This window comes from Brachyspira sp. SAP_772 (assembly GCF_009755885.1).
Taxonomy (GTDB): Bacteria; Spirochaetota; Brachyspiria; order Brachyspirales; family Brachyspiraceae; genus Brachyspira.
The window spans coordinates 529,482-552,864 of record NZ_VYIX01000002.1 but is presented as its reverse complement, the minus strand read 5'-3'; the positions used below and the strand labels follow the sequence as shown (position 1 = coordinate 552,864).

Sequence of the window (23,383 nt, the reverse complement as noted above, 5' to 3'; positions counted from 1 at the left end):
ACCCAAAGAAGCAAAAAGGCTATATTTAAGTTTAATTTAATAATTTATACTTACATATCAAACATAATTACTATGATTTAGTATTATTTTTATTTGCATTTTTTTACTTAAAATACAGGTATTATCTTACATTTTATTTATATTCCAAACATACAAAGCTATAGTACTTGCACTTTTGGTTCTTTGACGAAGTCCGCACAGCGAAGGCGGGAAAAAGAACAATACAAAGAATCAAAAGGCGGCATTAACAAAATCTAAATATATTACCAAATAATATGTCAACAAAAAACTCAATAATACATCTATAAAATATATAAATTGACAAAACCAATATGTTTCAATATAATGATTTTTGTATTTAATTTTATATTAAAAAAATAGGAATAAAAATGGATAATAAAAAATTAGAAAACACTGAAGAAGCTCTTTTTTCTCACGTATATTTTTATAAAATTTTATTTAAAGATAAACCAGAGCTTCCAAATATAGAATTGGTAAAACAAAAATTAAGAGGCGTATATAATAACATAGAGGCAATCTCTGAAGATAAAAATCTATATAGCATAATGATTAATGACCTTAAAGTAAAATTTCAAGATGATAAAGAATTAGGTGTTCAAGTTTTTATGTATGAAGCTATAGAGTTTGATTATAACACTATAAGCGATGAAGTTTATAATCAGGCTTGGGATATAAAAGATGCTAAAGAATTATTAAAAGACTGTAAATATCAAGTGATGCTAAGCGATTTTTTAGCTGGCGGATTAGATTACAAAGAAAGAACTACCCTACTCAATAATTGGCTTAATATAGCATTAAATCTTTTTCCTGATGCTGTTGCCGTATATAACGAACAAAGCGGTAAAATTTTACTTAGAGAACAATTATTAAAAAATCAATATCCTAAAAATTTAAGATTCTTATATTCAGGATTAAATATTAGATTTTTTAAAGTGCAAAACACTAATGATATGATAGTTGATACTTTTGGGCTTTATTCTATAGGGCTTTCTGATATTCAGTACCATTTCCATGATCTAAACCCAAATGATATAGTACAGCATGCCATGAATATTGCTGCTTATATATTTGAAAATGGAAACATCATAAAAAGTAATGATGAAATAGAAAGCATATTTAGTGGAGTTAAATGGTTAGGCAGATACGAAAACTCTTTAACTAAGCCATATAGAGAGATATTAGATATTAATACTCTTGAATATGCTTCTGGAAAAAGAAATTAAATATATAAAAAAATCAACAAAAAACAATAATTTTTTTAAATAAATTCGAAGTAAAGTATTGACATATTCTAAAATTATGTTAGAATAAACTAACAATTAGTTAGATATGTTAGTTGTTTTAAGCAAATTCTTTTGTATCCTTAAATTGATACAATATATTTTATAACCTTCATTTAATTAAACTGTTTTGGCACCTTTACAATAGTAGGGGTGCTGATTTTTTATTAACATCAAACAACACTAGGGCAAAACATCTATTTGACATTATCTCTTTTACTGCTATAATAAAAATATTATGAAAGTGATTAAATTGTTAAGAAGAATAGATAAAAAAGGTCAAGTAAGTATAAAAGACTATAAAGCTGAATATGTTGAAAGCAAAAAAGATAAATTAAGATTTGATAAAATGCTTCATAAAGCTAGTTCTATGGGGCTTATCATAAAAAAGGGCGATGTATTAAAACTCACAAAAGAGGGAAAATACTATTTAGATTCAAGCAGTAATGAAAGAGATTCAAGACAAAGTTCAAAAAAACAAGAGTTAAAAAAAGGCTATCCAAAAAAAACATCCAAAAAAGAAAACAGCACTAAAACAAATGTTATAGAAAAACCTGACATAAAAGTAGAAATAAACAATGCTAAAAAAGATGCTGAGATAGTAGCTAATGCATATAATGTGCCTACTGATTTTCCAAAGAAATGCCTTGAAGAAGCAAAGATTCTTCCAGACAGTATGGAAAATGTAGGGCTTGAGTTTGACAGAATAGATTTAAGAAATATAAGAACCGTAACAATAGACGGAGCTGATTCTAAAGATTTTGATGATGCTATAAGTGTAGATAAATTAAATGACGGATACAAGATAGGCGTGCATATTGCTGATGTAAGTTTTTTTGTAGCTGAGGGTTCTGCATTAGACAGGGAAGCAAGAAAGAGAGGAAATAGTGTTTATTTGATTGATACAGTATACCCAATGTTTCCGCATGAGCTTTCAAACGGAATATGTTCACTTAATGAAGGAGTGAGCAGATTCACAATGACAGTGTTTATCACAATAGATAATAAAGGAAATATAAAAGAAAGCACTTTTCATAAAAGCGTTATAAAATCAAGCAGAAGATTAACTTATGATTATGCACAAGATGTTTTGGACGGTATAGAACAAGATGAAGATTGGCTTTTGGAACTTTTAAGAAATGCTGATGACATAAAAAAAATACTTCTTCAAAAAAGAATAGACAACGGCAGTATAGAGTTTAATCTCAATGAAACACAAATAATATTAGATAAAGGCGGAAACCCAAAAGACTTTTTTATAGGTGAGAGGCGAGAAACTCATAAAATAATAGAAGAGTTTATGCTTCTTGCTAACTGCGAAGTTGCTAAGAGATTAAAAAATATAAAGGGTGCTATTTATAGAGTGCATGACAGTCCAGATTCTGAAAAGCTAGACACGTTTAGAAGAATAGCATTCAACAGAGGCTATAGACTTACAAGCGACAATGAAGGCAATTTGGATTTTCATTCATTTATAGAATCAATTATTGGAAAGCCTGATGAAAAACTGCTTTTAACTCTTCTGCTTCGTTCTATGAAACAGGCTATATATGATGTTAATAATATAGGACACTTCGGTCTTGGTTTTGAATATTACACACACTTCACTTCTCCAATAAGAAGATATACTGACTTACTTACTCATAGACTTTTAAAACTATCATTAGAAGGTGCTCAAAATATGAAACCTTCTATGCAAAAGATGTTTGATAATTGTGCTAAATGGTGTTCTAAGACAGAACGTGTTGCTGTGGAATGCGAGAGAAGTTTATATAAAGTAAAAGCTGCAAGGTTTATGAAAGATAAAATAGGCAAAGAGTATAACGGCATTATAAGCGGCGTCACTAAATTTGGTATATTTGTTGAAATAGAAGAGAGAGGAATAGAGGGTTTAATAAGATATGCAGATTTAAGACATCATTATCATTATGATGAAAATGAACAAGCAGCCTACAGCAATGAAGAAGCTAAATGGTATACTCTTGGAGATAAAATAAGAATAGTTGTTCATAGGGTAAATATAGAAGAGTTATTTATAGACTTTTTGCCTGCGAGTGAATTTGATAATGCATTAGACGACAGAGATATAATAGATAGCAGAGATTTTTTAAAGAAGAAGAAAAGCAGTAATAATAAAAAAGAAATATACTCAAGAAAATCTAAATCTTTAAAAAACAAAAGCAGAAAAGAAAAAAAGAAATCTAAAAAGAAAAGATAACACTTGATTGCTATTTATAATTATTGACAATGAATATTTTTCAATATACAATCAAATTGGTTTTAAGATATATGGGGTATATATGAAAAATATTATTTCTATTTTTGTTTTAATAGTTTCGATAATTTCCTGCAGCGGCGGTAACAGCGGCAATACTAAACAAACAGAAAATACTCAAACTAATCAAACTCAAACAAATGAACAAGTATATATTAATCCAACAACTACAAATACTAATGAATATGTTCAAGTTACAAAAATGTATCCTATGTATTCTCAGACTTTCTTTTCAGCTGTAAGATATAATAACATAGAAGGAGTTAAATCATATTTAGCTAAAGGAGCAAATCCAAATGCTCAAGATGAATACGGTTTTACAGCATTAATGTACGCTGCTTTAATGGGATATGATGATATAGCAAAATTACTTATAGAAGAAGGTACTGATGTCAATATTAAAGATAATGCAGGTGCTACAGCATTAATGTATACTGCTAGAAATACAAATTATGAAATGGTTGAATTTTTATTAAAAAATGGTGCTGATGTAAATATTAGAAATACAGAAGGAGAAACTGCATTATATTATAGTATTCAGCATGATAGTTTCGGACAAGAAAATGCTATAAAAATACTTAATTTATTAATAAAATACGGTGTTGATGTAAATACTAAAGACAATGATGGAGCATCTCTCCTTGATGTATCCTATAGAATTTCAGAATCTTTTGATAAAAATAAAGAAATGTTTAAAATATTAGTTGAAAATGGTTTTGATTTAGAGTCAAGAATAAAGACGGGTATATCTGATTATGATTATACTCCTTTAATGATAGCAGCTTTAAGAAATGATTATGATATGGTTAAATATTTGCTTGATAAAGGTGCCAATCCTAATACAGCAAATAATGAAAAGAAAACTGCTTTAACGATTGCTAATGATTATGGAAAATTTGATATTTCAAAATTACTTATACAACAAGGTGCAAATATAAACACACAAGATGAACACGGTCTTACAGCATTAATGAACGCTGCTATGATAGGAGACTATGAAATGGTTAAATTTTTATTAGAAAATGGTGCCAATATAAATACTAAAGATAATGATGGAAACACTGTATTATATTATAATATTCGCTATGATCATTACGAAAAAGAAGAAATGCTAGAAAATGCTAAAAAAATATTTAATTTATTAATAAAATATGGTGCTGATGTAAATACTAAAGACAATTATGGAGCATCACTTCTTGATACAGCTTATACAACAGAATTGGCACTAAATAGAGAAATGTTTAAAGTATTAGTAGAAAATGGTTTTGACTTAGAATCAAGAATAAAGGGTGAGGAGCATTATGATTATGATTATACTCCTTTAATGATAGCAGCTTTAAGAAATGACTATGATATGGTTAAATTTTTAGTTGAAAAAGGTGCTGATGTAAATGCCAAAACACATTCTGAATATAGCTCAGTAGAAACTCCCCTATTACTCTCATTAGATAATGAACATCCTGACTCTAGATATTATTATTATAAAAATGAAAATTCATCTGCTGCAGAATTTTTAATAAATAATGGTGCAGATATAAATGTAAAAAATAATCATGGAGAGACACCTTTAATGTATGCTTCCAGAATTCATAATACAAAAGTGGTAGAACTTCTAATACAAAAAGGTGCTGATATAAATGTAAAAAATAATCATGGAGAGACACCTTTAATGTATGCTTCCAGAATTCATAATACAAAAGTGGTAGAACTTCTAATACAAAAAGGTGCTGATATAAATGTAAAAAATAATCATGGAGAGACACCTTTAATGTATGCTTCTAGAGTTCATAATACAAAAGTGGTAGAACTTCTAATACAAAAAGGTGCAAATATAAATGCTTTCGATGATTATGGAAATACAGCCTTAATGTATGGTGTAAATAATTTAGAAACAGTAAAATTATTAGTTGAAAACGGTGCTGATGTAAACTCTCAGAAAGGAGGAAGTACTGCTTTAATATTAGCATGTAAGCCTCGTTTGGAAATAAATATAGACGTAATAAAATATTTAGTTTCAAAAAATGCTGATATAAATGCCCAAGATAATGAAGGATACACAGCTTTAAACAAAACTCTTACTACTATGCCAGACTTTGAAATAGCTCATTTTTTAATAGAGCAAGGTGCTGATGTAAACATAAAGAATAAAAACCAATATACTCCTTTGATATATCTTGGTATGCTTGAAGGTAGTTTTTATAATATAAGTTTTCAGGAAAATCGTATAAAATTAGCTGAAGTTTTATTAGAAAAAGGTGCAGATATTAATGCTCAAGATTATAATGGATACACTTCTTTAATGTGGGCTTGTACAAGAAAATCTAATGAATCATTTGTTAAATTTCTAGTAGAAAAAGGAGCCGATGTAAATATAGAAGATGACGATGGAGATACTGCTTTAGATATGGCAGAGAATCTTAAACTTAGAGAAATTGCAGATATTCTAAAAAAAGCTCAAAGAAATGGAAAGTAAATTTTTATAATAGAGTACTTAAAAAACTAATATATAATTTAATAAAACTATATTTATTTACATAAAAAATAATAATATTTATATAAAAAATAAATTTGTTATTAATCATTTTTTATAATATAATATATGCACAATTAAATAATATGGATTTTAAATATTGGATAAAGAAAGTATAACTAACTCCAATGAAAACTCTTATGATGTTAATACTTCTTCTATAAGACCAAAAGGATTCAATGATTTTATAGGGCAAGAAAATATAAAATCTAAATTAAAAGTTTTTATAGACAGTGCTAAAAAAAGAGATGTTTCTTTGGATCATATATTATTTTACGGCCCTCCCGGTTTAGGAAAAACAACTCTTGCACAAATTATTGCAGAAGAGTTAGGAAGCAATATCAAGGCAACATCTGCACCAGTTATAGAACGCCCCGGAGATTTAGCATCAATACTAACAACATTAGGTGAAAAAGATATATTGTTTATAGATGAAATACATAGACTTAGAACCGTTGTTGAAGAAGTGCTTTATTCTGCAATGGAAGATTTTTTTGTTGATATAAAGGTAGGTGAAGGGACAAGTGCTAAAAGCTTTAGAGTAAAACTTCCAAAATTTACTTTAATAGGAGCTACAACAAGAAGCGGATTATTAAGCACTCCATTATACGACAGATTTGGAATAGTAGAGAGGCTTGAGTTTTATACTAATGAAGATTTAGCAGATATAGTAAAAAGAAGCTCAAAGTTTCTTAATATTGATATAACAGACTCAGCTGCAATTTCTATAGCATCAAGATCCAGAGGAACCCCTAGAATAGTTAATAGACTTCTTAGAAGAGTGTTTGACTTTGCAACAGTTTCTGATGTTTTAAAAATAGATGAAAAGTTTGCCTCTGATTCTTTAGAGAAATTGGGGGTTGACAAAAATGGTTTTGAAGCCCTTGACAAACAGTACCTAAATACTATAATAAAAAATTATAATGGAGGACCTGTTGGTGTAGATACTATATCTGTTTCATTATCCGAACAGATAGAAACTATAGAAGATGTAATAGAGCCATATTTAATACAATCTGGCTTTATTAAAAGAACACCAAAAGGAAGAGTTGCTACAATAAAAGCTTATAGCTATTTAAATATTAATGTAAAAAATAACGATAATTATAAAGAGAATACTTTATTTGATTTATAAGTTGGAGGTTTATTATTCAAACGAGAAACACTTTTGAAACAAAATCTAATATCAAATTAGATGAATATTATATACAAGAAACGTCTAAAGATAAAAGTAAAGTGGCTAGTAAATTTGTAAATAATTTTAAATCTAATAATAAAAAGCAAGCTGCAAAATATCCAAAATATTATAATAAAAAAGCAAACTACAAAAAAAATCATAATAAACTCTATCATTTAAAAATATCTATTTCTAAAATATATGATTCAACTTTACCCATAAGAAATTTCTTTAATAAAATAATATCAGCTATCATGAAAAAAGGTAATCATGAAAGAAGCATATTAATATTTTATAATAATGAAGAAAAAGGTTTAAGCTTACCTATCAATAATTTTATGATACTATTTTTTGTATTAATCTTTGCATCTTTAATCTATACAGGTTTTGATGCTTATTATAAACAAAAAGAAGCAAGAGATTTTTATAATACATTATCTGCTACAGAAGCTAAAACATATAGTTTAATTACAGAATATAAAGATTCACTTAATAGATATTCAAAATCTCTAAAAGAATATAATGATACTATAAAAAATATTTCTTATTTAATAGACTATAATAACAACTCTTCTTTCAATAATAATAGCAATAATGATAATGATATAAATAAAACTTTGAATGAAATAGATAGATATCAAAAGAACATTTTAACATTTATGAATGTTCCTTCAGTAATACATAAAGAAATACCAGTAGGCTGGCCTGTTGCAGGAGGCGGAAGAATATCAAGTGGATTTGGGGCAAGACTTTCACCATTTACACAAGAAAAAAGTTATCATTATGGTGTTGATATTGCAGGTCCTTATGGCACACCAATACTAGCAGCTGCAGATGGAAAAGTTACATTTGCAGGTTGGAAAAATGGTTATGGTTGGTTTGTACTTATAGAGCATGCTAATGGTTATCAAACTGGTTATGGTCACAATTCAGAGCTTTTGGTGCATGGTGGTCAACAAGTAAAAAGAGGACAAAAAATTGCTATGATTGGAAATACTGGAAGAACAACTGGTATACACTGCCACTTTGAAGTGAGAATAGCAGGCGACCATAAAAACCCTATGCCTTATTTGAATGCAAGATTTTAATAAATAAATTATATATGAGAATAATAAAAAGAGGTAATTTTAATTATATTAAATTACCTCTTTATTTTTTATTTAACTTGTATCATAGGAGTAACGCCAGAACCAGAAACTTGAGGCATTTTACCGTCCCATTTTTCTATATACATTCTTTGTATAAGAAGAGGTGTTAAAGATTCCTGCATTATTCTGTTTGCTTCAGCTATACCTTTAGCTTTTGTAATTTCAGCTTCAGCTTCATATCTTACTTTTTCTAATGCATTTTGTGCTGTTAGAGCATCTTGAGAAGCTATTAATTTTCTCTCTATTGCTTGGTCAAACTCATCAGAAAAATCATGCTCTATAATAGAACAAGCCGCAACTGTAATGCCGTAATCCTGAAAATCTGCCATAACTTCTTTTAATAATTCTCCTGCCATCTCATTTCTTTTTGTTATAAACTCTTCTATTGTGTATCTTGCAGAAACAGCATTAAGACTCTCTGATATTCTTGGATTAACTAATTTGTTTTTATAATCTGTACCAAATTTTCTATATAAATCTAAAGCATCACCAGTTATAGAATATTGAACATTCAAAGTCATTGATATAGTTTGCATGTCCTTAGAAGATACAGCATAAGTTTTTTCAACAGTTTGCTCCCTCACTTCCATAGGTCTAATTTTATCTATAAAAGGTATTCTAAAATGAAGTCCCGGCTCCTCTTCTGATATTGCTTTACCTAATCTGCTTCTTATTCCAACCTCACCAGTTGATACTATTGTAACGCTAGAAAAAATTAAAAATCCTACTATTAAAACAATAGGAAGCAGTATAAAAAGTATAGAATGTAATTTACTAGTATTGATATCAATAATTCTCATAAACTTTAATCTCCTAAAAAATATTTTTTATATACTAAAATATATACTATATTTTTGCAATAGTATAATATATTAAATAATGTTTATAAATTTAATAAAATATTATTTTTAAAATATGTCTAATTGATTATTATAATAAAAAAGCTATCTTCATTATTATTATTATAAAAAATGAGATAGCTTTATATAAAGTTAATTAATAATTTAAATTTTAAAAAATTCTATACTCTTTTCTAAAAACTTAGCCTTTTCTAATAAAGATTTTGACACCTCATAAGAACTCTCTGCTAAACTTGCATTTTGAGATGTAGCACTTTCCATATTATTAACTTCTATACTTATTTGGTTAGTACCAGATTCTTGTTCCAGAGTATTTGATGTAATAGTCTCCATAAGTTCAGAAGTTTCAGTTACTTTTTTCTGTAAATCAACAAATATTTTTTGAGATTCTTTAGCAGTTTCTGTAGCTACAGCAACTTTTTGTGTGGTATTATCTACTAAATCAGTAATATCCTTTACAGAAGCCTGAGTAGTTTGAGCAAGATTTCTCACCTCAGAAGCAACAACTGCAAAACCCTTACCCTGATCTCCTGCACGTGCTGCCTCAACTGAAGCATTAAGAGCAAGTATATTAGTCTGAAAAGCAATATCTTCTATTATTTTAGTAATATCTTTAATTTTTTCACTAGAATGATAAACTTCTTCCACATTAGAAGCTGTTTTTGATATTATATCGGCAGCATTTTCAATAAATACAATAGACTCAGACATCATATTTTTACCAGCTACGGATTTTTCTGCTGATATTTTAATACTAGAAACCATCTCTTCTATACTAGCAGCTGTCTCCTCTAAACTTGATGATTGTAAATCTGTTCTCTGAGATAATTCATTGCTGCTTTCCATCATATTTTCTGCCGCCTCTATTATTTCATTAGAAGCATTATTAACATTAGAAACTACCTCAGATAATCTACTACTCATCAAATCAAAAACTCTCTCTAATTCTCCAAACTCATCTTTTCTATAATTTGTTATATTGCTCTTTTTTATATTTCCGTTAGATATATTTGTAGCATGAATCATTAAATTCTTTAATGGATATGTAACTCTTTTAATATATAGAAAAGCAAAAATATTTATAAAAATAATAGATAATATACAAATAACTATTGATATCTTTATAGAATCATTATTAGCCTGATAAATAATTCTATCATCCATTGCCATAATTAAATACCAAGGCACATTATCTATTCTTGTATAAACAGCTGTTCTTGAATCATGACTAACAGAAGATATGTAAGTCATATATCCAGATAATTTATTAGAAGTAATAATTTGTTCATAAGCCTCATTAGCTTTAGTATTAAGCTCATTTTTAGTATCTAAAACTATATTCCTATCATCATCTACAGCAAATATCCTTGTTCTTTCAGGAAGTTTTAAATCTTGAAGCCTTATAGATAAATCTTCCCAATCCATTATAATATATACATTTCCTATATGCTCCCCATTATAAAATACTCCAGAAAGAGCTGCCAAAGACCATTTATTATCCGCAACAGATTTTTGTAATTGATCATCAAAAGAAGCTTGATTATTGTTAGCTTTTAATATATTTAAAATATTTGTTCTAATGGTAATAATATTCTCACCTATTTTTACTCCATTTACGTTATCTAATATTATACCATTTGTATCAGTTAAACCTATATCTAAAACCAAATCATTAATTGCCTCGAACTCAGCAAGCACAGGCCTTATATCAACAGCATCTCTATTCAAAAGATACGATATTACAGTAGGAGATACTGAATAAGTTCTTATTAAATTTCTCTGATCATCTAACCAAGTATCCAACATTTCTTTATAACCAGTAACTGTATTATCAAATCCAGATAAAGTGGATTCTTTTATTATTTTATTGGATCTAATGGACAATATAACAACTATCAAAACTAAAAAAAATGTACTAAGCAAGCTGATTACTATAGGCATCTTAACCCTAATAGAGTGTCTATTTTTCATAATGTATTCCTTATATTGTTGTTGTATAGAGTGCGAGTTTATATTAAAATTTGTTTAATGTCAACACAATATGTAATTTTTATATTTAGATTATGTAAATATAATATTATGATTTAATTAGATTAAATAAAAATAGTACATATAGAACATTTATTCTAATTATTATAAATATTGAACTTTATACAAAAAAAGCTGCCCAACTTTTATAGTCAAGCAGCTTATATATTTATATTAAATAAAATTTATTACTTAATAATTTGGTCAGCTATACCAAGTAAAGCTTGAATTTTTGGTGAGAAAGCAACAACCGCACCAGCAAATACAACACTTATTAAGCTCATAAGTTTAATAAGAATGTTTAAGCTTGGTCCAGAAGTATCTTTGAATGGGTCACCAACAGTATCACCTATAACAGCAGCAGCATGATTAGGGTTAGTGATTTTGTTACCATTTTCATCAACTATCTTCTTACCGCCTAAATTACCAGCTTCAATATATTTTTTAGCATTGTCCCAAGCACCACCAGCATTAGACATCATAACAGCCATAGCAAAACCAGAAGTTAAACCACCCACTAACATACCTATAACAGCAGGTACACCAAATATAAAACCAACAACAACAGGTACAACTATAGCAAGTACAGAAGGAACAATCATCTCTTTTTGAGCAGATTTAGTACAGATTTGAACAGCTTTTTCATAATCAGCTTTAACTCCAGCCTCTCCAGCTAATAAACCTTTAATCTCTCTGAACTGTCTTCTAACTTCCTCAACAACTCCAGCAGCAGCACGACCAACAGCTTTCATAGTTAAAGCACAGAAGAAGAATACTAACATAGCACCGATAAATATACCAACTAATACTTTAGGGTTCATCAAGTGAATATTGAAAGCATTCATAAACTCATTCATATGTAAGCTATAAACTATTTTTTGGTATAATTCTGAAGGTGTGTTAGCAGTATACTCTATAGTACCTATATTAATAGAAGTTAAATTACCAGAATTAATCATTCTGCCTAAAGAAACTTTAATCTCTTCTATATAAGCAGCAATCAAAGCCATAGCAGTTAAAGCAGCAGAACATATAGCAAAACCTTTACCAGTAGCAGCAGTAGTATTACCTAAAGAGTCTAAAGCATCAGTTCTCTCTCTAACACTCTCAGGAAGACCAGACATCTCAGCGTTACCGCCAGCATTGTCAGCTATAGGACCATAAGCGTCTGTAGCTAATGTGATACCTAAAGTAGATAACATACCAACAGAAGCTAAAGCAATACCATATAAACCTTGAGAAAATGCAGAAGCACCCGAACCAAAACCGCCAGCAAAACCAAATGCTAATATAATAGAAACAACTACTGTAACAACAGGTATTAAAGTAGATTGCATACCAACAGCAAGTCCGCCGATTATAACAGTAGCAGGACCAGTCTTAGATTGTTCAGCAACCCATTGAGTAGGTCTGTATTCAGCAGCAGTGTAATATTCTGTAAAGAAACCAACAACGTTACCAGCTATAAGTCCTACAATTATAGAAACAAATAAGCCTAAGTTGTTTGGAAGAAGCATTTTTACTAATATGAAAGCAACTACTATTATTATAGCACTGCTCACGTAAACACCAACTCTTAAAGATTTTAATAATTCTCCCATAGTAGCACCTTCTTTAGTTTTAACGAAGAATACACCTATTATAGAAGAAAGAGTACCAATAGCTGCAAGTATCATAGGAAGAGATACAGCATATATAGGGCTAATATCAGGATTAATATAACCAAAAGCAGCAGAACCTAAACTCATAGCAGCTAGTATAGAACCTGCATAAGATTCATAAAGGTCAGCACCCATACCAGCAACGTCACCCACGTTATCACCAACGTTGTCAGCTATAACAGCAGGGTTTCTAGGATCATCTTCAGGTATTCCAGCTTCAACTTTACCTACCAAGTCAGCACCAACGTCAGCAGCTTTTGTAAATATACCGCCGCCAACACGAGCAAATAAAGCTTGGAAAGAAGCACCTACACCAAAGCTAAGCATTGTAGTAGTTACAAAGTGCATCTTAGCAGATATGAACTCTGAAGAATCACGAGCAATATTACCTAAAGCTAAAAAGTCAGTGTTAAACCAACTATTATCAAGCCAAGCATTAAGTATTATAAACCACATAGATATATCAAATAAAGCTAAACCAACAACTGTAAGACCCATAACAGCACCAGAACGGAAAGCTATAGTTAAGCCTTGGTTTAGTGATTTGCTAGCAGCATTAGCAGTTCTTGCTGATGCATAAGTAGCAGTTTTCATGCCTAAGAAACCAGAAAGTGTTGAGAAGAAACCTCCTGTTAAGAAACCTATAGGAATGAAAGGATTTTGTACTTTTAAAGCATAAGAAAGAATAGCAAAAATTATGAAAGCTCCAGCAAAAAAGAAAGCTATAACTCTATATTGTTGTTTAAGATAAGCTATAGCACCAGAGCGAACATGTGAAGCAATTTCTTTCATTTTGTCTGTACCTTCATCTTGCTTACGCATCCATTTATAGAAATAGAATGCAAAAGCTAAGGTTAGAATTGCCGCTGATATTGTGAAAAAGCGGGCATTTTGAGCTAAAATTTCGTATTTCATATACTTACCCTATTTTTTGAATTTTGTTAGAAATTATACAGTTATGCAATATAACATAAAATATATAAATTGTCAATGTTTTTTATAAAATTATTGTATATAGTATTATATATATTTTTTTGACAATTTCTATTTATTTGGTTATAATTAATAATTAATCATATAAAGGTTTAAGCAAAATTATGAAAAGAGCTTTAATTATAATAGTTTCTATAGCTGTAATATTCACTATATCAATAGGCAGTTTAATAATATATACAAGTTCACCTATATCAAAAGACTCTCAAAAAGTATACTTTGAAATTAAACAAGGCGAAGGTGCTTACAATATATCTAAAAAATTACAAGAGCAAGGACTCATTAGAAATTCAAGACTATTCGTTGTATTAGCTAAACATCTCAAATACGACAGAAAACTCTTAAGCGGATATTATGAGCTTGATAAAAATATGAGTATGATAGATATAATGAAGCATTTAAATAGCGGCAAACAAGCTATGGTAAGACTCACCATTGCAGAAGGAAAAAACATATACGAAATAGCCAACTATTTAGACAACCAAGGATTCACAACAAAAGAAGAGTTTTTAAAAGCATGTCATGATAAAAAAATATTAGAAAAATATAATATTCCTTCTGATAGCGTGGAAGGATATATATTCCCTTCTACATATTATATAGTAAAAGGCAATTCTGCAGAAGTATTGGTTACACATATGATAGATTCACTTTTTAAAGAGTTTCCTGATTTAGAAGAAAGAGCAAAACAAATTGGAAGAACTGTACATGAAGTATTAACTATGGCTTCTATTGTAGAAAAAGAAATGGGACCTAATGATGACCCTAAATTAATAGCTTCTGTATACTATAACCGATTAAATATAGATAAAAGACTAGAGGCAGACCCTACAACAATTTATGCTATGACTTTAGTGAAAGGTGATTATATAGAAAAACCAAATTTAAGATATGATGACTTGCGTATGGTACACCCTTATAACACCTATAAAAATACAGGACTTCCTCCGGGACCAATATGTTCAAGCGGTGCTAAAGCCATAGAAGCTTCTCTAAACCCTGCTAAAACAGACTATATATTTTTTGTAGCAGACGGTACAGGCAAACATGCTTTCTCTGTAACCTATGAAGAGCATTTAAGAAACATTGATAAATATATTTTAAAAAAATAACTATATTTTGTTATATGATTTTTTATTAAACTTTTTCCCGCGTACGAGCTGTACCACCTTGCCGCACGGTAATGCTATGCTTTAATTATAACTTCTTAGTCGTGCGGATGAGTGCATTTTAATGTACAATTAAATTATAAAATTTATAATAAAAATGCAGCCTTTTTGGTTCTTTGTGGCGACAAAAGAACTGGGGGTGCGGGGGCTAGCCCCTGCAAATAATTAAAATAAAAGAGTTTAAAATTTTTTAGTATATATTAAAACTATTATTTTATATCAACTTTTTCCTGCCGCAAAAGTTGCAAAAAATGCAAACGTTTTTATTTTATATGTTGAGTATATATAAAGTATAATAATAATACAAATATTTTAGCTAAAAAATGCAGTTCTTTTGCTTCTTTTATACCAATACCATAGGCACTTCCTTCGGTCGTACCGAGTAGGTGCCTATCGGCAAAAGAACTGGGGGCGTGTACCCTAAGGGCACGCTTCGCAGGGAGCAACGCCACCACAAACAAAAAACTTAAAAAATATTTTTGGGTATTAAATAATAATTTTTTATCAACTTTTTTGTCGCTCTCGCGGTGCGGACTTCGTCAAAAAGTTTTCGCCCTTCGGGCACGCTTCGCAGGGGGCAAAGCCCTGCAAATAATAAAAATAAATAAAGTTAAAAATTTTGATATATATTAAAATAATTATTTTTTATCAACTTTTTCCCGCAGCAAAAAGTTGCAAAAAGTGCAATTGCTATAGCTTTGTATTTTTTGAATGTGTATAAACTATAATACAATACCTTTATTTTAGGCTAAAAAATGCAGTCTTTTTTATTAAAATTTTTAGTTCATATCAAACATTACAGCTTCTAAATATATTAAATACATCGTCTTTATTCAAAGTTCTAAAATGTTTAAAAGTTAAACTGCCATTTCTTGTAGTGCCATCAGTAAGCACATTAAGCATATTGTCATTTTGAATACCTATTCCTAATTCTGTAAAATTGGTAGGCATATTAATTTGTTTGAAATATTCTATAGTTTTATTTATTCCTTCAAGAGCATCATCTACATTCCATACATTCTTTGCATATTTTCTAAATCTATCTCTTGTATGATCAGAATAATCATAACAATATTTAGCCCAATGCCCCCAAACAGTAGAAAGGCTAGCTCCATGTGCTACATCAAACTTAGCACTAAGTTCATGTCCGAATTTATGAGCTATAAAATCAAACTCATTTCCTAAGCCTGTTAAAGTATTATGCGACAAACTTCCGCACCACATAAGCTCACTCATTGCATCATAATTAGTTTTATCTTTCATAGCTATAAGACCATTTTTTATTACAACTTTTAATAATGCCTCAGCAAAAGCATCTGTAGTTTCATTATAGCAATTATCAGCAAAGTATCTATCTAAAGTATGCATCATAATATCCACTATTCCGCAAGCTACTTGATAATAAGGCAAAGTAAAAGTATAACAAGGATTCATTATAGCAAATTTAGGGCGATTAAACTCTGTATTAAGCCCTCTCTTTTCTAAAGTTTCATCATTTGTTAATACTGCCGATGTGCTAGTTTCACTCCCTGCTGCAGAAATTGTAAGTATAGCTCCTACATTAGTAGTTTTCTCTAAAGTTTTTTTGTTAGTCCAAAAATCCCAAATATCAACATCGGGATTTGCAACCCCTATCGCTATCGCTTTTGCAGTGTCTATTACACTTCCTCCGCCTATAGCTAAAATTAAATCAGCATTAAATTCTATAGCTTTTTTTACTCCTTCTCTTGCATGCGAAAGTAGAGGATTAGCTTTTACATTATTAAAAAGAGTATAATAAATATTCTCTTTTTTTAACATATTTTCTATATTATCTAATAATCCATTTTCTTTTATTCTATTAGAACCATAAACTATAAATACTTTTTTAGCATTTAATTTTTTTATTTCTGAAACAGTATTCTCTTGAGCATTTTTTCCAAATATTACTTTAGTAGGAAGCTGTAAATTAAAACTTTGCATATTTTTAACTCCTTATAAAATAATAAAAATGATTGCACTTTGTAAAATTTTAATTTTTTAATTCAAATTATTGCAGGGCTTTGCCCCGCACCCCACTTCTTTTGGTGACCCAAAGAAGCAAAAGGACTGCATTTTTTATGCTTAAAATAAAGGTACTATCTTATAGTTTATACATACTCCAAACATACAAAGTTATAGTACTTGCACTTTTTGGTTCTTTTTGCTGCGGGAAAAAGAACAAGAAAAAGTTGAATAAAATAAAAACTTATATAACAAAATATATATTTAAATATATAATAAACTAAAATTATTTTCTTAAATCATCAACTAATTTTGTCTTATCAATTGTTTTACTGTCTTTTTCTTTAATAACTTTAGCAGGGTTACCAGCAACAACCTGATTCTCTGCTACATCTTCTATAACAATAGCACCTGCACCTATTACAGCATTCTTTCCAATATGAACACCCTCTAATACAACAGCATTAGCCCCTATTACAACATTGTCCTCAACTATAACAGGTTTAGCAGAAGGAGGCTCTATTACTCCAGCTAATACTGCTCCCGCACCAATATGACAATTCTTTCCAACAATAGCACGTCCGCCTAATACAGCACCCATATCTATCATAGTGCCATCTCCTACTTCAGCACCAATATTAATAATAGCCCCCATCATTATAACAGCATTATCCCCTATTTTTACTTTATCTCTTATAATAGCACCGGGCTCAATTCTAGCATTAACATTAAAATAACTTAATGTAGGCACTCCAGAGTTTCTTCTGTCATTTTCTAAATAATAATCCATTATCAACTCTTTATGTTCTTCTAATATTCTTTTTACTTCATCATAATCACCAACTATAAAATTAAAATCACCATAAGAAAAAATTTTAGCATTAGTATTTATATTTTTTGATAAAGTTCCTTTTATATATGCTTTAACAGGTGTTTTTTTAGTAGAGTTTTTTATATAAGCAATTATATCTTCAGATTTTTCTAACATATCCATTTTTTACTCCAATTATTAATTTTTTAGATTAAGATAATACACAATTAATTAAAATTTGTCAAAAGGAATTTATAAAATAATATCATGATTAATTATATATAAAAAATATTTATTGTTATTATAGATTTTTAATTAACTATTTAAATTAAATGCAAATTTCAAAAGATAAAATTAAATCCAAAAAATAAATAAAATCAATTTACCTTTTCTTTTACTATACCGCTTCTATAAGCATTAAGCAATTCTTCTAAATCAGTTATTCTTTTATTTAATTCAATACCTATATCAGTCTCTCCTACAGTAATTCTCGTTACAAATCTATCTACTATAGTTGTTTTTGGAGATATTCTAAAACCAGATTCTACCACTTCAGCAAAAGGTCTATGCTCTGCTATAAACATTGCATTAGAATTTGATATTAAAGTATAGCCTCCTATACCTGTACTTTTATGATAAGCCTTAGAAAGTCCTCCATCTATCACTAAAAGTATTCCTCCGCCTTTGATTGGGCTTTCTCCTTTATGAGTCTTTACTGGAACATGTCCATTAACTATATGTGATTTATGTATATCCAAATCAAACTCTTTTAATATACTCTCGCAATAATCTTTTTTATCTATATGATAATAATATGGATTATAACTTTCTTTGTGAATTTCTTTATCTTCTATAAAATATCTCTCAAAAGTTGTCATTTTATTTTTGCCAAATAATGGAGATTTTGGTCCGCACCATAAATACCAACAATAATCTAAAGCATTAAGCTGCTCTTCGCTTCCTACTTCACAGTAAAATGCCTTACGCACCTTATCTTCAACTTGTTTTAAATACTTCTTTCCAGATAAATATTGTCCGTCTATATATACATCATCAAAACTTCCATCTTCTTTTGTGGGTATGCATCCATGATAGAGCAAATTACCATTAAATATTTTATATATTCCGCCTTTTGCATAAATATAATTAGTATGCTTTTGAAGTGTTGGGCTATTAATAAAAGAAAATGCTAAACTCTGTATTAAAGTGTTTTCACCTTCTGTAAGTTCAAATGGATTTTTAGGATCTATTGTTGGGAAGTTTTTATCTTTAAGCTCATAAGTTTTACCGTCAATATTAATATTTCCATTTTTATAATCAATCCTATCAAGAAGTATACGGTCATCCATAGCATAATTTGGATGTCTTTTTATAAGCTGACATTCTAACTTAAACTGTATTATTGATATTGCCTTATGCATCTTTGAAGCTAAATCTTTATCAACCTCATCATATATATTTTTATCTAGAGTATTAGGTTTAAACACTTCACAAGGGTCATCTTTATAAACCTCATTAGCAAATGATGATAATCCCCTTAAATTGATACCATAACTATATTCAAGCAAATCAAAATTATTATACCTCACAGCCAAACGAACAGCATTGGCAACGCAAATTAAACTTCCATTAGCAGCCCCAAGCCAATGTATATCATGATTGCCCCAAGCCATATCAACTTCATTAAAATTCATTATGCTCTCTATTACCTTATCTGGGTGAGGTCCTCTATCATAAATATCTCCCACAATATGAAGCCTGTCTATACTGCATTTTCTTATTAAAGCACATAATGATATAATAAACTTTTCTGATGCTGATACATCTATTATAGAATCTATTATAGAAAAATAATAATTCTCTTTATTGTCCTCAACCGATGTTTGTAAAAGCTCATCAAGTATATAAGCGAAGTTTTGAGGCATCTTCTTTCTAATCTTTGACCTTGTATATTTACTTGTAACAAGCTGGCATATTTTTATGAGCCTATATATAGTTATTCTGCTCCAATCATTAAAATCTTCTCTTACAGACTTTTTATTAATCATATTCTTTGTATCTACTATAAGTATTTGAAGCTCTATTCTTTCATTTTCTGTTAAAGTGTTTCTAAATAATATTTCTATTTTCTCTTTTATAACCCCAGATGAAGTGCCTATTAAATATTCAAATCCGTCAGATTCTCCATGTATATCACTTAAAAAATATTCGGTACCTTTAGGTAATTTACATATAGCTTTTAAATTAATAATTTCAACAGAAGCATCATCTATAGTTGGATATTTTTTTGATAATAATTCTAAATAATCCTTATCTCTCATGATAAAAACTCCAAAATATTATTTAAAATACAAAAATATATATGAAAATATTTTTTTATTGTAGAATAACTCCGATATAATATATAAGTATATACAAAAAATAATATTAATCTATTTTTATGAAAAATATAATAATAAATTCGAGTAATTTTTATAATATTGATATATAATTATATAAAAAAGAGTAATGTTTATGGCTGAAAATAAAAATGTTAAAATATTTCATTCTATAAGAGGTGTATCTCAAAACTTTGGAGAAATGCCGCAAATTGATTTAGAAATTGATTTAGACAATGAATATAATATATATAAATATAAAGATGATAATATTATAAGAAAACTAAAAAATATTATAGTATCCAAATTAGAAGAGGCAAATATTACAAAACAAGATAAAATTATTCTGTATGCAATAGCACCAAATAGTATACTAGTGTCTATAGCATATATATTAGAAAAGTATAAATATAATTTTGATTTTCTTCCAAAACCTAAAGATTCTCTTACTTGGGGATATAGCGATATTGATATTACCGACCCAGAATTAACCAATTTTATAGACAGTAAATCAACCAAATTAAGAATATCAAACATAAATCAGCCAATAGGTATAATATTATCAGGAAGGTCTAATGTTGATAATATAGAAGAAGTTTATAAAGATAATGAAAACCTAATTATAAATAAGGGTTTTGATTATTCATATACAAATATTATAACTATAACACATCAAATAAGACTGCAAGAAAACTCTGATAGAAGCTTAGTAAATAAAAAATGTTATGATATATTTGTAAGTGAAATAAACTCTATTTTTAATGATATAGCATCATATGAAAATATTAAAGAAGTTCATATATTAAGCTCCATACCAGCGAATGGGCTTTTATATTTGGGAAAGAAAATGGCTAGTTATAAAAATAATTATCTAACATTCTATATTTATAATTACAGCAGCAATAATAACAGATATGAATTAGGTGCAATACTAAATAGTAATTTAATAGATGAATATTAAAAAACTAGCTTTATAAAAATATTATTATTTATTGCAAATAAGAGTAAAAAAATCTTCTTATTTCCAAAGTATCAACTACAACATCTTTTAATTTAGGGCTTTTCATAGAAGGTGCTGTATAATAATATAAAGGTATCAAAGCCATATCATCGCCTATAAGCATATCTTCTGCCATGTGCATATTACTCATTCTTTTATTATTGTCTATTGTAGACTGTGCTTCTTTTATGAGATTGTCATAATTAATATTGCTGTAGCCTACTCTATTGCCTGCACTTGTTGAAGTAAATAATTGAGCAAAAGTCATAGGGTCCAAATAATCACCAATCCAATCGGCACGGCATACTGTATAATTTCTTGTTTGTCTATTCTTTTGAAAAACTGACCATTCTTCTTGAGTGATAGACATATCTACATTTAAATTTTCTTTCCACATCTGCTGCACCGCTTCAGCTATTGTTACTCCAGCACCGGGATTAGTTTTAAACTCTAACACAGGGAAATTAGCCCCATTGCTGTATCCAGCTTCAGCGAGCAACCTTTTTGCCTCTTCAACATTTGCTTTATAATCCTCTTTTGATACGCTAAAATAATTGCCGCCATTTTCTCTAAAATCTCCATTTACATCTTTAAGCCCAAATGGAATAAATGCTCCAGCAGGAACCTCTCCGCCTTTTGTGATATTTTCTACTATATAGTTTCTGTCTATTGCTAATGCTAAGGCTTTGCGAACCCTTTTATCTTTCAATACTTCATTTGTATTATTTACAGCATAATACGCAGTACCCAAAGACGGTGTTATAACTAAATATCCTTCTTTTCTTAAAAGCTCTATATCATTATTTTGTATTCTTGAAGAGTAATGCAATGAGCCTTCCTTTAATGCTGGGTATGCTGTTGATATATCTGAAAGCATTATAAAATCTATTCTGTTTGCTACTATATTATCTTTATTCCAATAATTTGTATTTAACTCTAATGATATTAATTCATCTATTTTTCTATCTATCATCTTATAAGGACCATTTCCTATATATGTGTTTGGATAAAAAGTCCATTTCTCATTATCTTCAATATAGTCTGCTCTTAATGGAGAAAATATAGGTATGCAAAACAATTCCAAAAAATATGCAGTTGGAGCTTCAAATTTTATTAACAAAGTTTTTTCATCTATTGCCTCAACTCCCAACTCTTCTTTTCTAAGCTTGCCCGACATTATTTTATCAGCATTCTTAATAGGCGAAGCTAAAAAACTATAAGAAGATGCTGTAGTAGGATCAACCAATCTTCTAAAAGAATATACAAACTCATCTGCTGTAACCTTTTTGCCGTCAGACCATTTAGCATTATCTCTCAAATGAAATATAATATTTAATCCATCAGGAGAAACTTCCCAACTTTCTGCAACACCTCCTATAATATTGCCTTCTTTATCTTTTGTAACTAAACCCTCGAATATATGTACAGCGTAAATCATACTATCAATTGCAGATAAATATGATGGGTCTATACTTTGAGGCTCTGCTCCAACACTCACCTTTATTACTTCATTATTTTTTACATCATTAGAACAAGATAAAATAAAAATACAAGATAATATTGCAAATAGTTTTTTCATTTGTTAATCCTATTTTTTTAGTTATGTTAACATTAAGATAAAAATGATAAATTGTCAATATTTGTTATTTATATAATAAAATTAAATTATTGTTTAGTTAAATTTCCAGAAATTTCTTTGCCAATCTCTCTATATATAAAATAAAGCCCCTTTGAAAAATCTAAAAGAATATAATAATCTCCTCTTTGAATTTTATATTTTGAATCTGATAACTTTGTCATATAATTAGAATCAGTAAAAAAATAAATATTTTCACTATTTAATGTAATATCAATTGCAACATCTCCATTATCATTAATATTTAAACTAACAACAGCATTTACATAGAAACCATTAGATATAACTCCATCTCCAAAATATCTTCCTTTATAATTAATAAGTTCACTTAAAAAATAAGTATTATTTCTTCTGCATGACATCAAAAGTAAAATTATAAAAAATATTTTTAATAAGTTTATCATAACTTAATTTCCTTGATATAATAATTTAC

General features: G+C 28.8%; 15 protein-coding genes. 7 read left to right on the top strand and 8 right to left on the bottom strand.

Annotated elements, in window-relative coordinates:
- Nucleotides 1-389 precede the first annotated feature (389 nt).
- The 5 genes from GQX97_RS07605 to GQX97_RS07585 all read left to right on the top strand — a co-directional run bounded on the left by GQX97_RS07605 (nucleotide 390) and on the right by GQX97_RS07585 (nucleotide 8,371).
- Nucleotides 390-1,244 carry a DUF4261 domain-containing protein gene (locus GQX97_RS07605; protein ID WP_157151346.1) on the top strand — a complete coding sequence of 285 codons (855 nt, stop codon included), beginning with the start codon at nucleotides 390-392 and terminating at the stop codon, nucleotides 1,242-1,244.
- 295 nt (nucleotides 1,245-1,539) lie between these two features.
- On the top strand, nucleotides 1,540-3,519 hold the full coding sequence (locus tag GQX97_RS07600) for a ribonuclease R family protein (RefSeq protein ID WP_157151345.1): 1,980 nt from the start codon (nucleotides 1,540-1,542) through the stop codon (nucleotides 3,517-3,519).
- An 82-nt stretch (nucleotides 3,520-3,601) separates the two neighbouring features.
- Nucleotides 3,602-6,049, top strand: a complete 2,448-nt coding sequence (locus GQX97_RS07595; RefSeq protein WP_157151344.1) for an ankyrin repeat domain-containing protein — start codon at nucleotides 3,602-3,604, stop codon at nucleotides 6,047-6,049.
- A gap of 157 nt (nucleotides 6,050-6,206) precedes the next feature.
- Complete coding sequence (ruvB, locus tag GQX97_RS07590) at nucleotides 6,207-7,241, top strand: Holliday junction branch migration DNA helicase RuvB (protein ID WP_157151343.1); 1,035 nt, start codon at nucleotides 6,207-6,209, stop codon at nucleotides 7,239-7,241.
- 101 nt (nucleotides 7,242-7,342) lie between these two features.
- A complete protein-coding gene (locus GQX97_RS07585; protein ID WP_407921881.1) occupies nucleotides 7,343-8,371 on the top strand; it encodes a M23 family metallopeptidase in 1,029 nt (342 codons plus the stop codon).
- 68 nt (nucleotides 8,372-8,439) lie between these two features.
- Here GQX97_RS07585 and GQX97_RS07580 read toward each other — a convergent pair whose 3' ends face one another.
- The 3 genes from GQX97_RS07580 to GQX97_RS07570 form a co-directional block, all read right to left on the bottom strand.
- Nucleotides 8,440-9,231 carry a prohibitin family protein gene (locus GQX97_RS07580; protein ID WP_157151342.1) on the bottom strand — a complete coding sequence of 264 codons (792 nt, stop codon included), beginning with the start codon at nucleotides 9,229-9,231 and terminating at the stop codon, nucleotides 8,440-8,442.
- Nucleotides 9,232-9,435: 204 nt separating this feature from the next.
- Complete coding sequence (locus GQX97_RS07575; RefSeq protein ID WP_157151341.1) at nucleotides 9,436-11,262, bottom strand: methyl-accepting chemotaxis protein; 1,827 nt, start codon at nucleotides 11,260-11,262, stop codon at nucleotides 9,436-9,438.
- A 245-nt stretch (nucleotides 11,263-11,507) separates the two neighbouring features.
- On the bottom strand, nucleotides 11,508-13,895 hold the full coding sequence (locus GQX97_RS07570) for a sodium-translocating pyrophosphatase (RefSeq protein ID WP_157151340.1): 2,388 nt from the start codon (nucleotides 13,893-13,895) through the stop codon (nucleotides 11,508-11,510).
- A 182-nt stretch (nucleotides 13,896-14,077) separates the two neighbouring features.
- On the opposite strand from GQX97_RS07570, the gene mltG reads away from it, so the two are divergent.
- A complete protein-coding gene (gene mltG, locus GQX97_RS07565) occupies nucleotides 14,078-15,085 on the top strand; it encodes an endolytic transglycosylase MltG (RefSeq protein ID WP_157151339.1) in 1,008 nt (335 codons plus the stop codon).
- An 846-nt stretch (nucleotides 15,086-15,931) separates the two neighbouring features.
- On the opposite strand, the gene GQX97_RS07560 is transcribed toward mltG, so the two are convergent.
- The 3 genes from GQX97_RS07560 to GQX97_RS07550 all read right to left on the bottom strand — a co-directional run bounded on the left by GQX97_RS07560 (nucleotide 15,932) and on the right by GQX97_RS07550 (nucleotide 20,257).
- The gene (locus tag GQX97_RS07560; protein ID WP_157151338.1) at nucleotides 15,932-17,104 is read right to left on the bottom strand and encodes an iron-containing alcohol dehydrogenase; all 1,173 of its coding nucleotides are present in this window, start codon (nucleotides 17,102-17,104) and stop codon (nucleotides 15,932-15,934) included.
- Between the two features lie 307 nt (nucleotides 17,105-17,411).
- Nucleotides 17,412-18,119, bottom strand: coding sequence for a 2,3,4,5-tetrahydropyridine-2,6-dicarboxylate N-acetyltransferase (dapD, locus tag GQX97_RS07555; protein ID WP_157151337.1), 708 nt, complete (start codon nucleotides 18,117-18,119; stop codon nucleotides 17,412-17,414).
- A gap of 194 nt (nucleotides 18,120-18,313) precedes the next feature.
- Nucleotides 18,314-20,257: a fructose-1,6-bisphosphatase gene (locus tag GQX97_RS07550; RefSeq protein ID WP_157151336.1), complete on the bottom strand. Its 1,944-nt coding sequence runs from the start codon at nucleotides 20,255-20,257 to the stop codon at nucleotides 18,314-18,316.
- A gap of 193 nt (nucleotides 20,258-20,450) precedes the next feature.
- On the opposite strand from GQX97_RS07550, the gene GQX97_RS07545 reads away from it, so the two are divergent.
- Nucleotides 20,451-21,275, top strand: a complete 825-nt coding sequence (locus tag GQX97_RS07545) for an SAVED domain-containing protein (protein WP_232473283.1) — start codon at nucleotides 20,451-20,453, stop codon at nucleotides 21,273-21,275.
- Nucleotides 21,276-21,303: 28 nt separating this feature from the next.
- Here GQX97_RS07545 and GQX97_RS07540 read toward each other — a convergent pair whose 3' ends face one another.
- Together GQX97_RS07540 and GQX97_RS07535 are read right to left on the bottom strand one after the other, a co-directional pair.
- Nucleotides 21,304-22,893, bottom strand: a complete 1,590-nt coding sequence (locus GQX97_RS07540) for a peptide ABC transporter substrate-binding protein (RefSeq protein ID WP_157151334.1) — start codon at nucleotides 22,891-22,893, stop codon at nucleotides 21,304-21,306.
- Nucleotides 22,894-22,979: 86 nt separating this feature from the next.
- The gene (locus GQX97_RS07535) at nucleotides 22,980-23,354 is read right to left on the bottom strand and encodes a hypothetical protein (RefSeq protein WP_157151333.1); all 375 of its coding nucleotides are present in this window, start codon (nucleotides 23,352-23,354) and stop codon (nucleotides 22,980-22,982) included.
- Between the last annotated feature and the right edge of the window lie 29 nt (nucleotides 23,355-23,383).

What these genes read in the sequence shown, in the direction of transcription:
- GQX97_RS07605 (WP_157151346.1), top strand. Translation starts at nt 390, where the DNA reads ATGGATAATAAAAAATTAGAAAACACTGAAGAAGCTCTTTTTTCTCAC.
- GQX97_RS07600 (WP_157151345.1), top strand. Translation starts at nt 1,540, where the DNA reads ATGAAAGTGATTAAATTGTTAAGAAGAATAGATAAAAAAGGTCAAGTA.
- GQX97_RS07595 (WP_157151344.1), top strand. Translation starts at nt 3,602, where the DNA reads ATGAAAAATATTATTTCTATTTTTGTTTTAATAGTTTCGATAATTTCC.
- GQX97_RS07580 (WP_157151342.1), bottom strand. Translation starts at nt 9,231, where the DNA reads ATGAGAATTATTGATATCAATACTAGTAAATTACATTCTATACTTTTT.
- GQX97_RS07575 (WP_157151341.1), bottom strand. Translation starts at nt 11,262, where the DNA reads ATGAAAAATAGACACTCTATTAGGGTTAAGATGCCTATAGTAATCAGC.
- GQX97_RS07570 (WP_157151340.1), bottom strand. Translation starts at nt 13,895, where the DNA reads ATGAAATACGAAATTTTAGCTCAAAATGCCCGCTTTTTCACAATATCA.
- mltG (WP_157151339.1), top strand. Translation starts at nt 14,078, where the DNA reads ATGAAAAGAGCTTTAATTATAATAGTTTCTATAGCTGTAATATTCACT.
- GQX97_RS07560 (WP_157151338.1), bottom strand. Translation starts at nt 17,104, where the DNA reads ATGCAAAGTTTTAATTTACAGCTTCCTACTAAAGTAATATTTGGAAAA.
- dapD (WP_157151337.1), bottom strand. Translation starts at nt 18,119, where the DNA reads ATGGATATGTTAGAAAAATCTGAAGATATAATTGCTTATATAAAAAAC.
- GQX97_RS07550 (WP_157151336.1), bottom strand. Translation starts at nt 20,257, where the DNA reads ATGAGAGATAAGGATTATTTAGAATTATTATCAAAAAAATATCCAACT.
- GQX97_RS07545 (WP_232473283.1), top strand. Translation starts at nt 20,451, where the DNA reads ATGGCTGAAAATAAAAATGTTAAAATATTTCATTCTATAAGAGGTGTA.
- GQX97_RS07540 (WP_157151334.1), bottom strand. Translation starts at nt 22,893, where the DNA reads ATGAAAAAACTATTTGCAATATTATCTTGTATTTTTATTTTATCTTGT.
- GQX97_RS07535 (WP_157151333.1), bottom strand. Translation starts at nt 23,354, where the DNA reads ATGATAAACTTATTAAAAATATTTTTTATAATTTTACTTTTGATGTCA.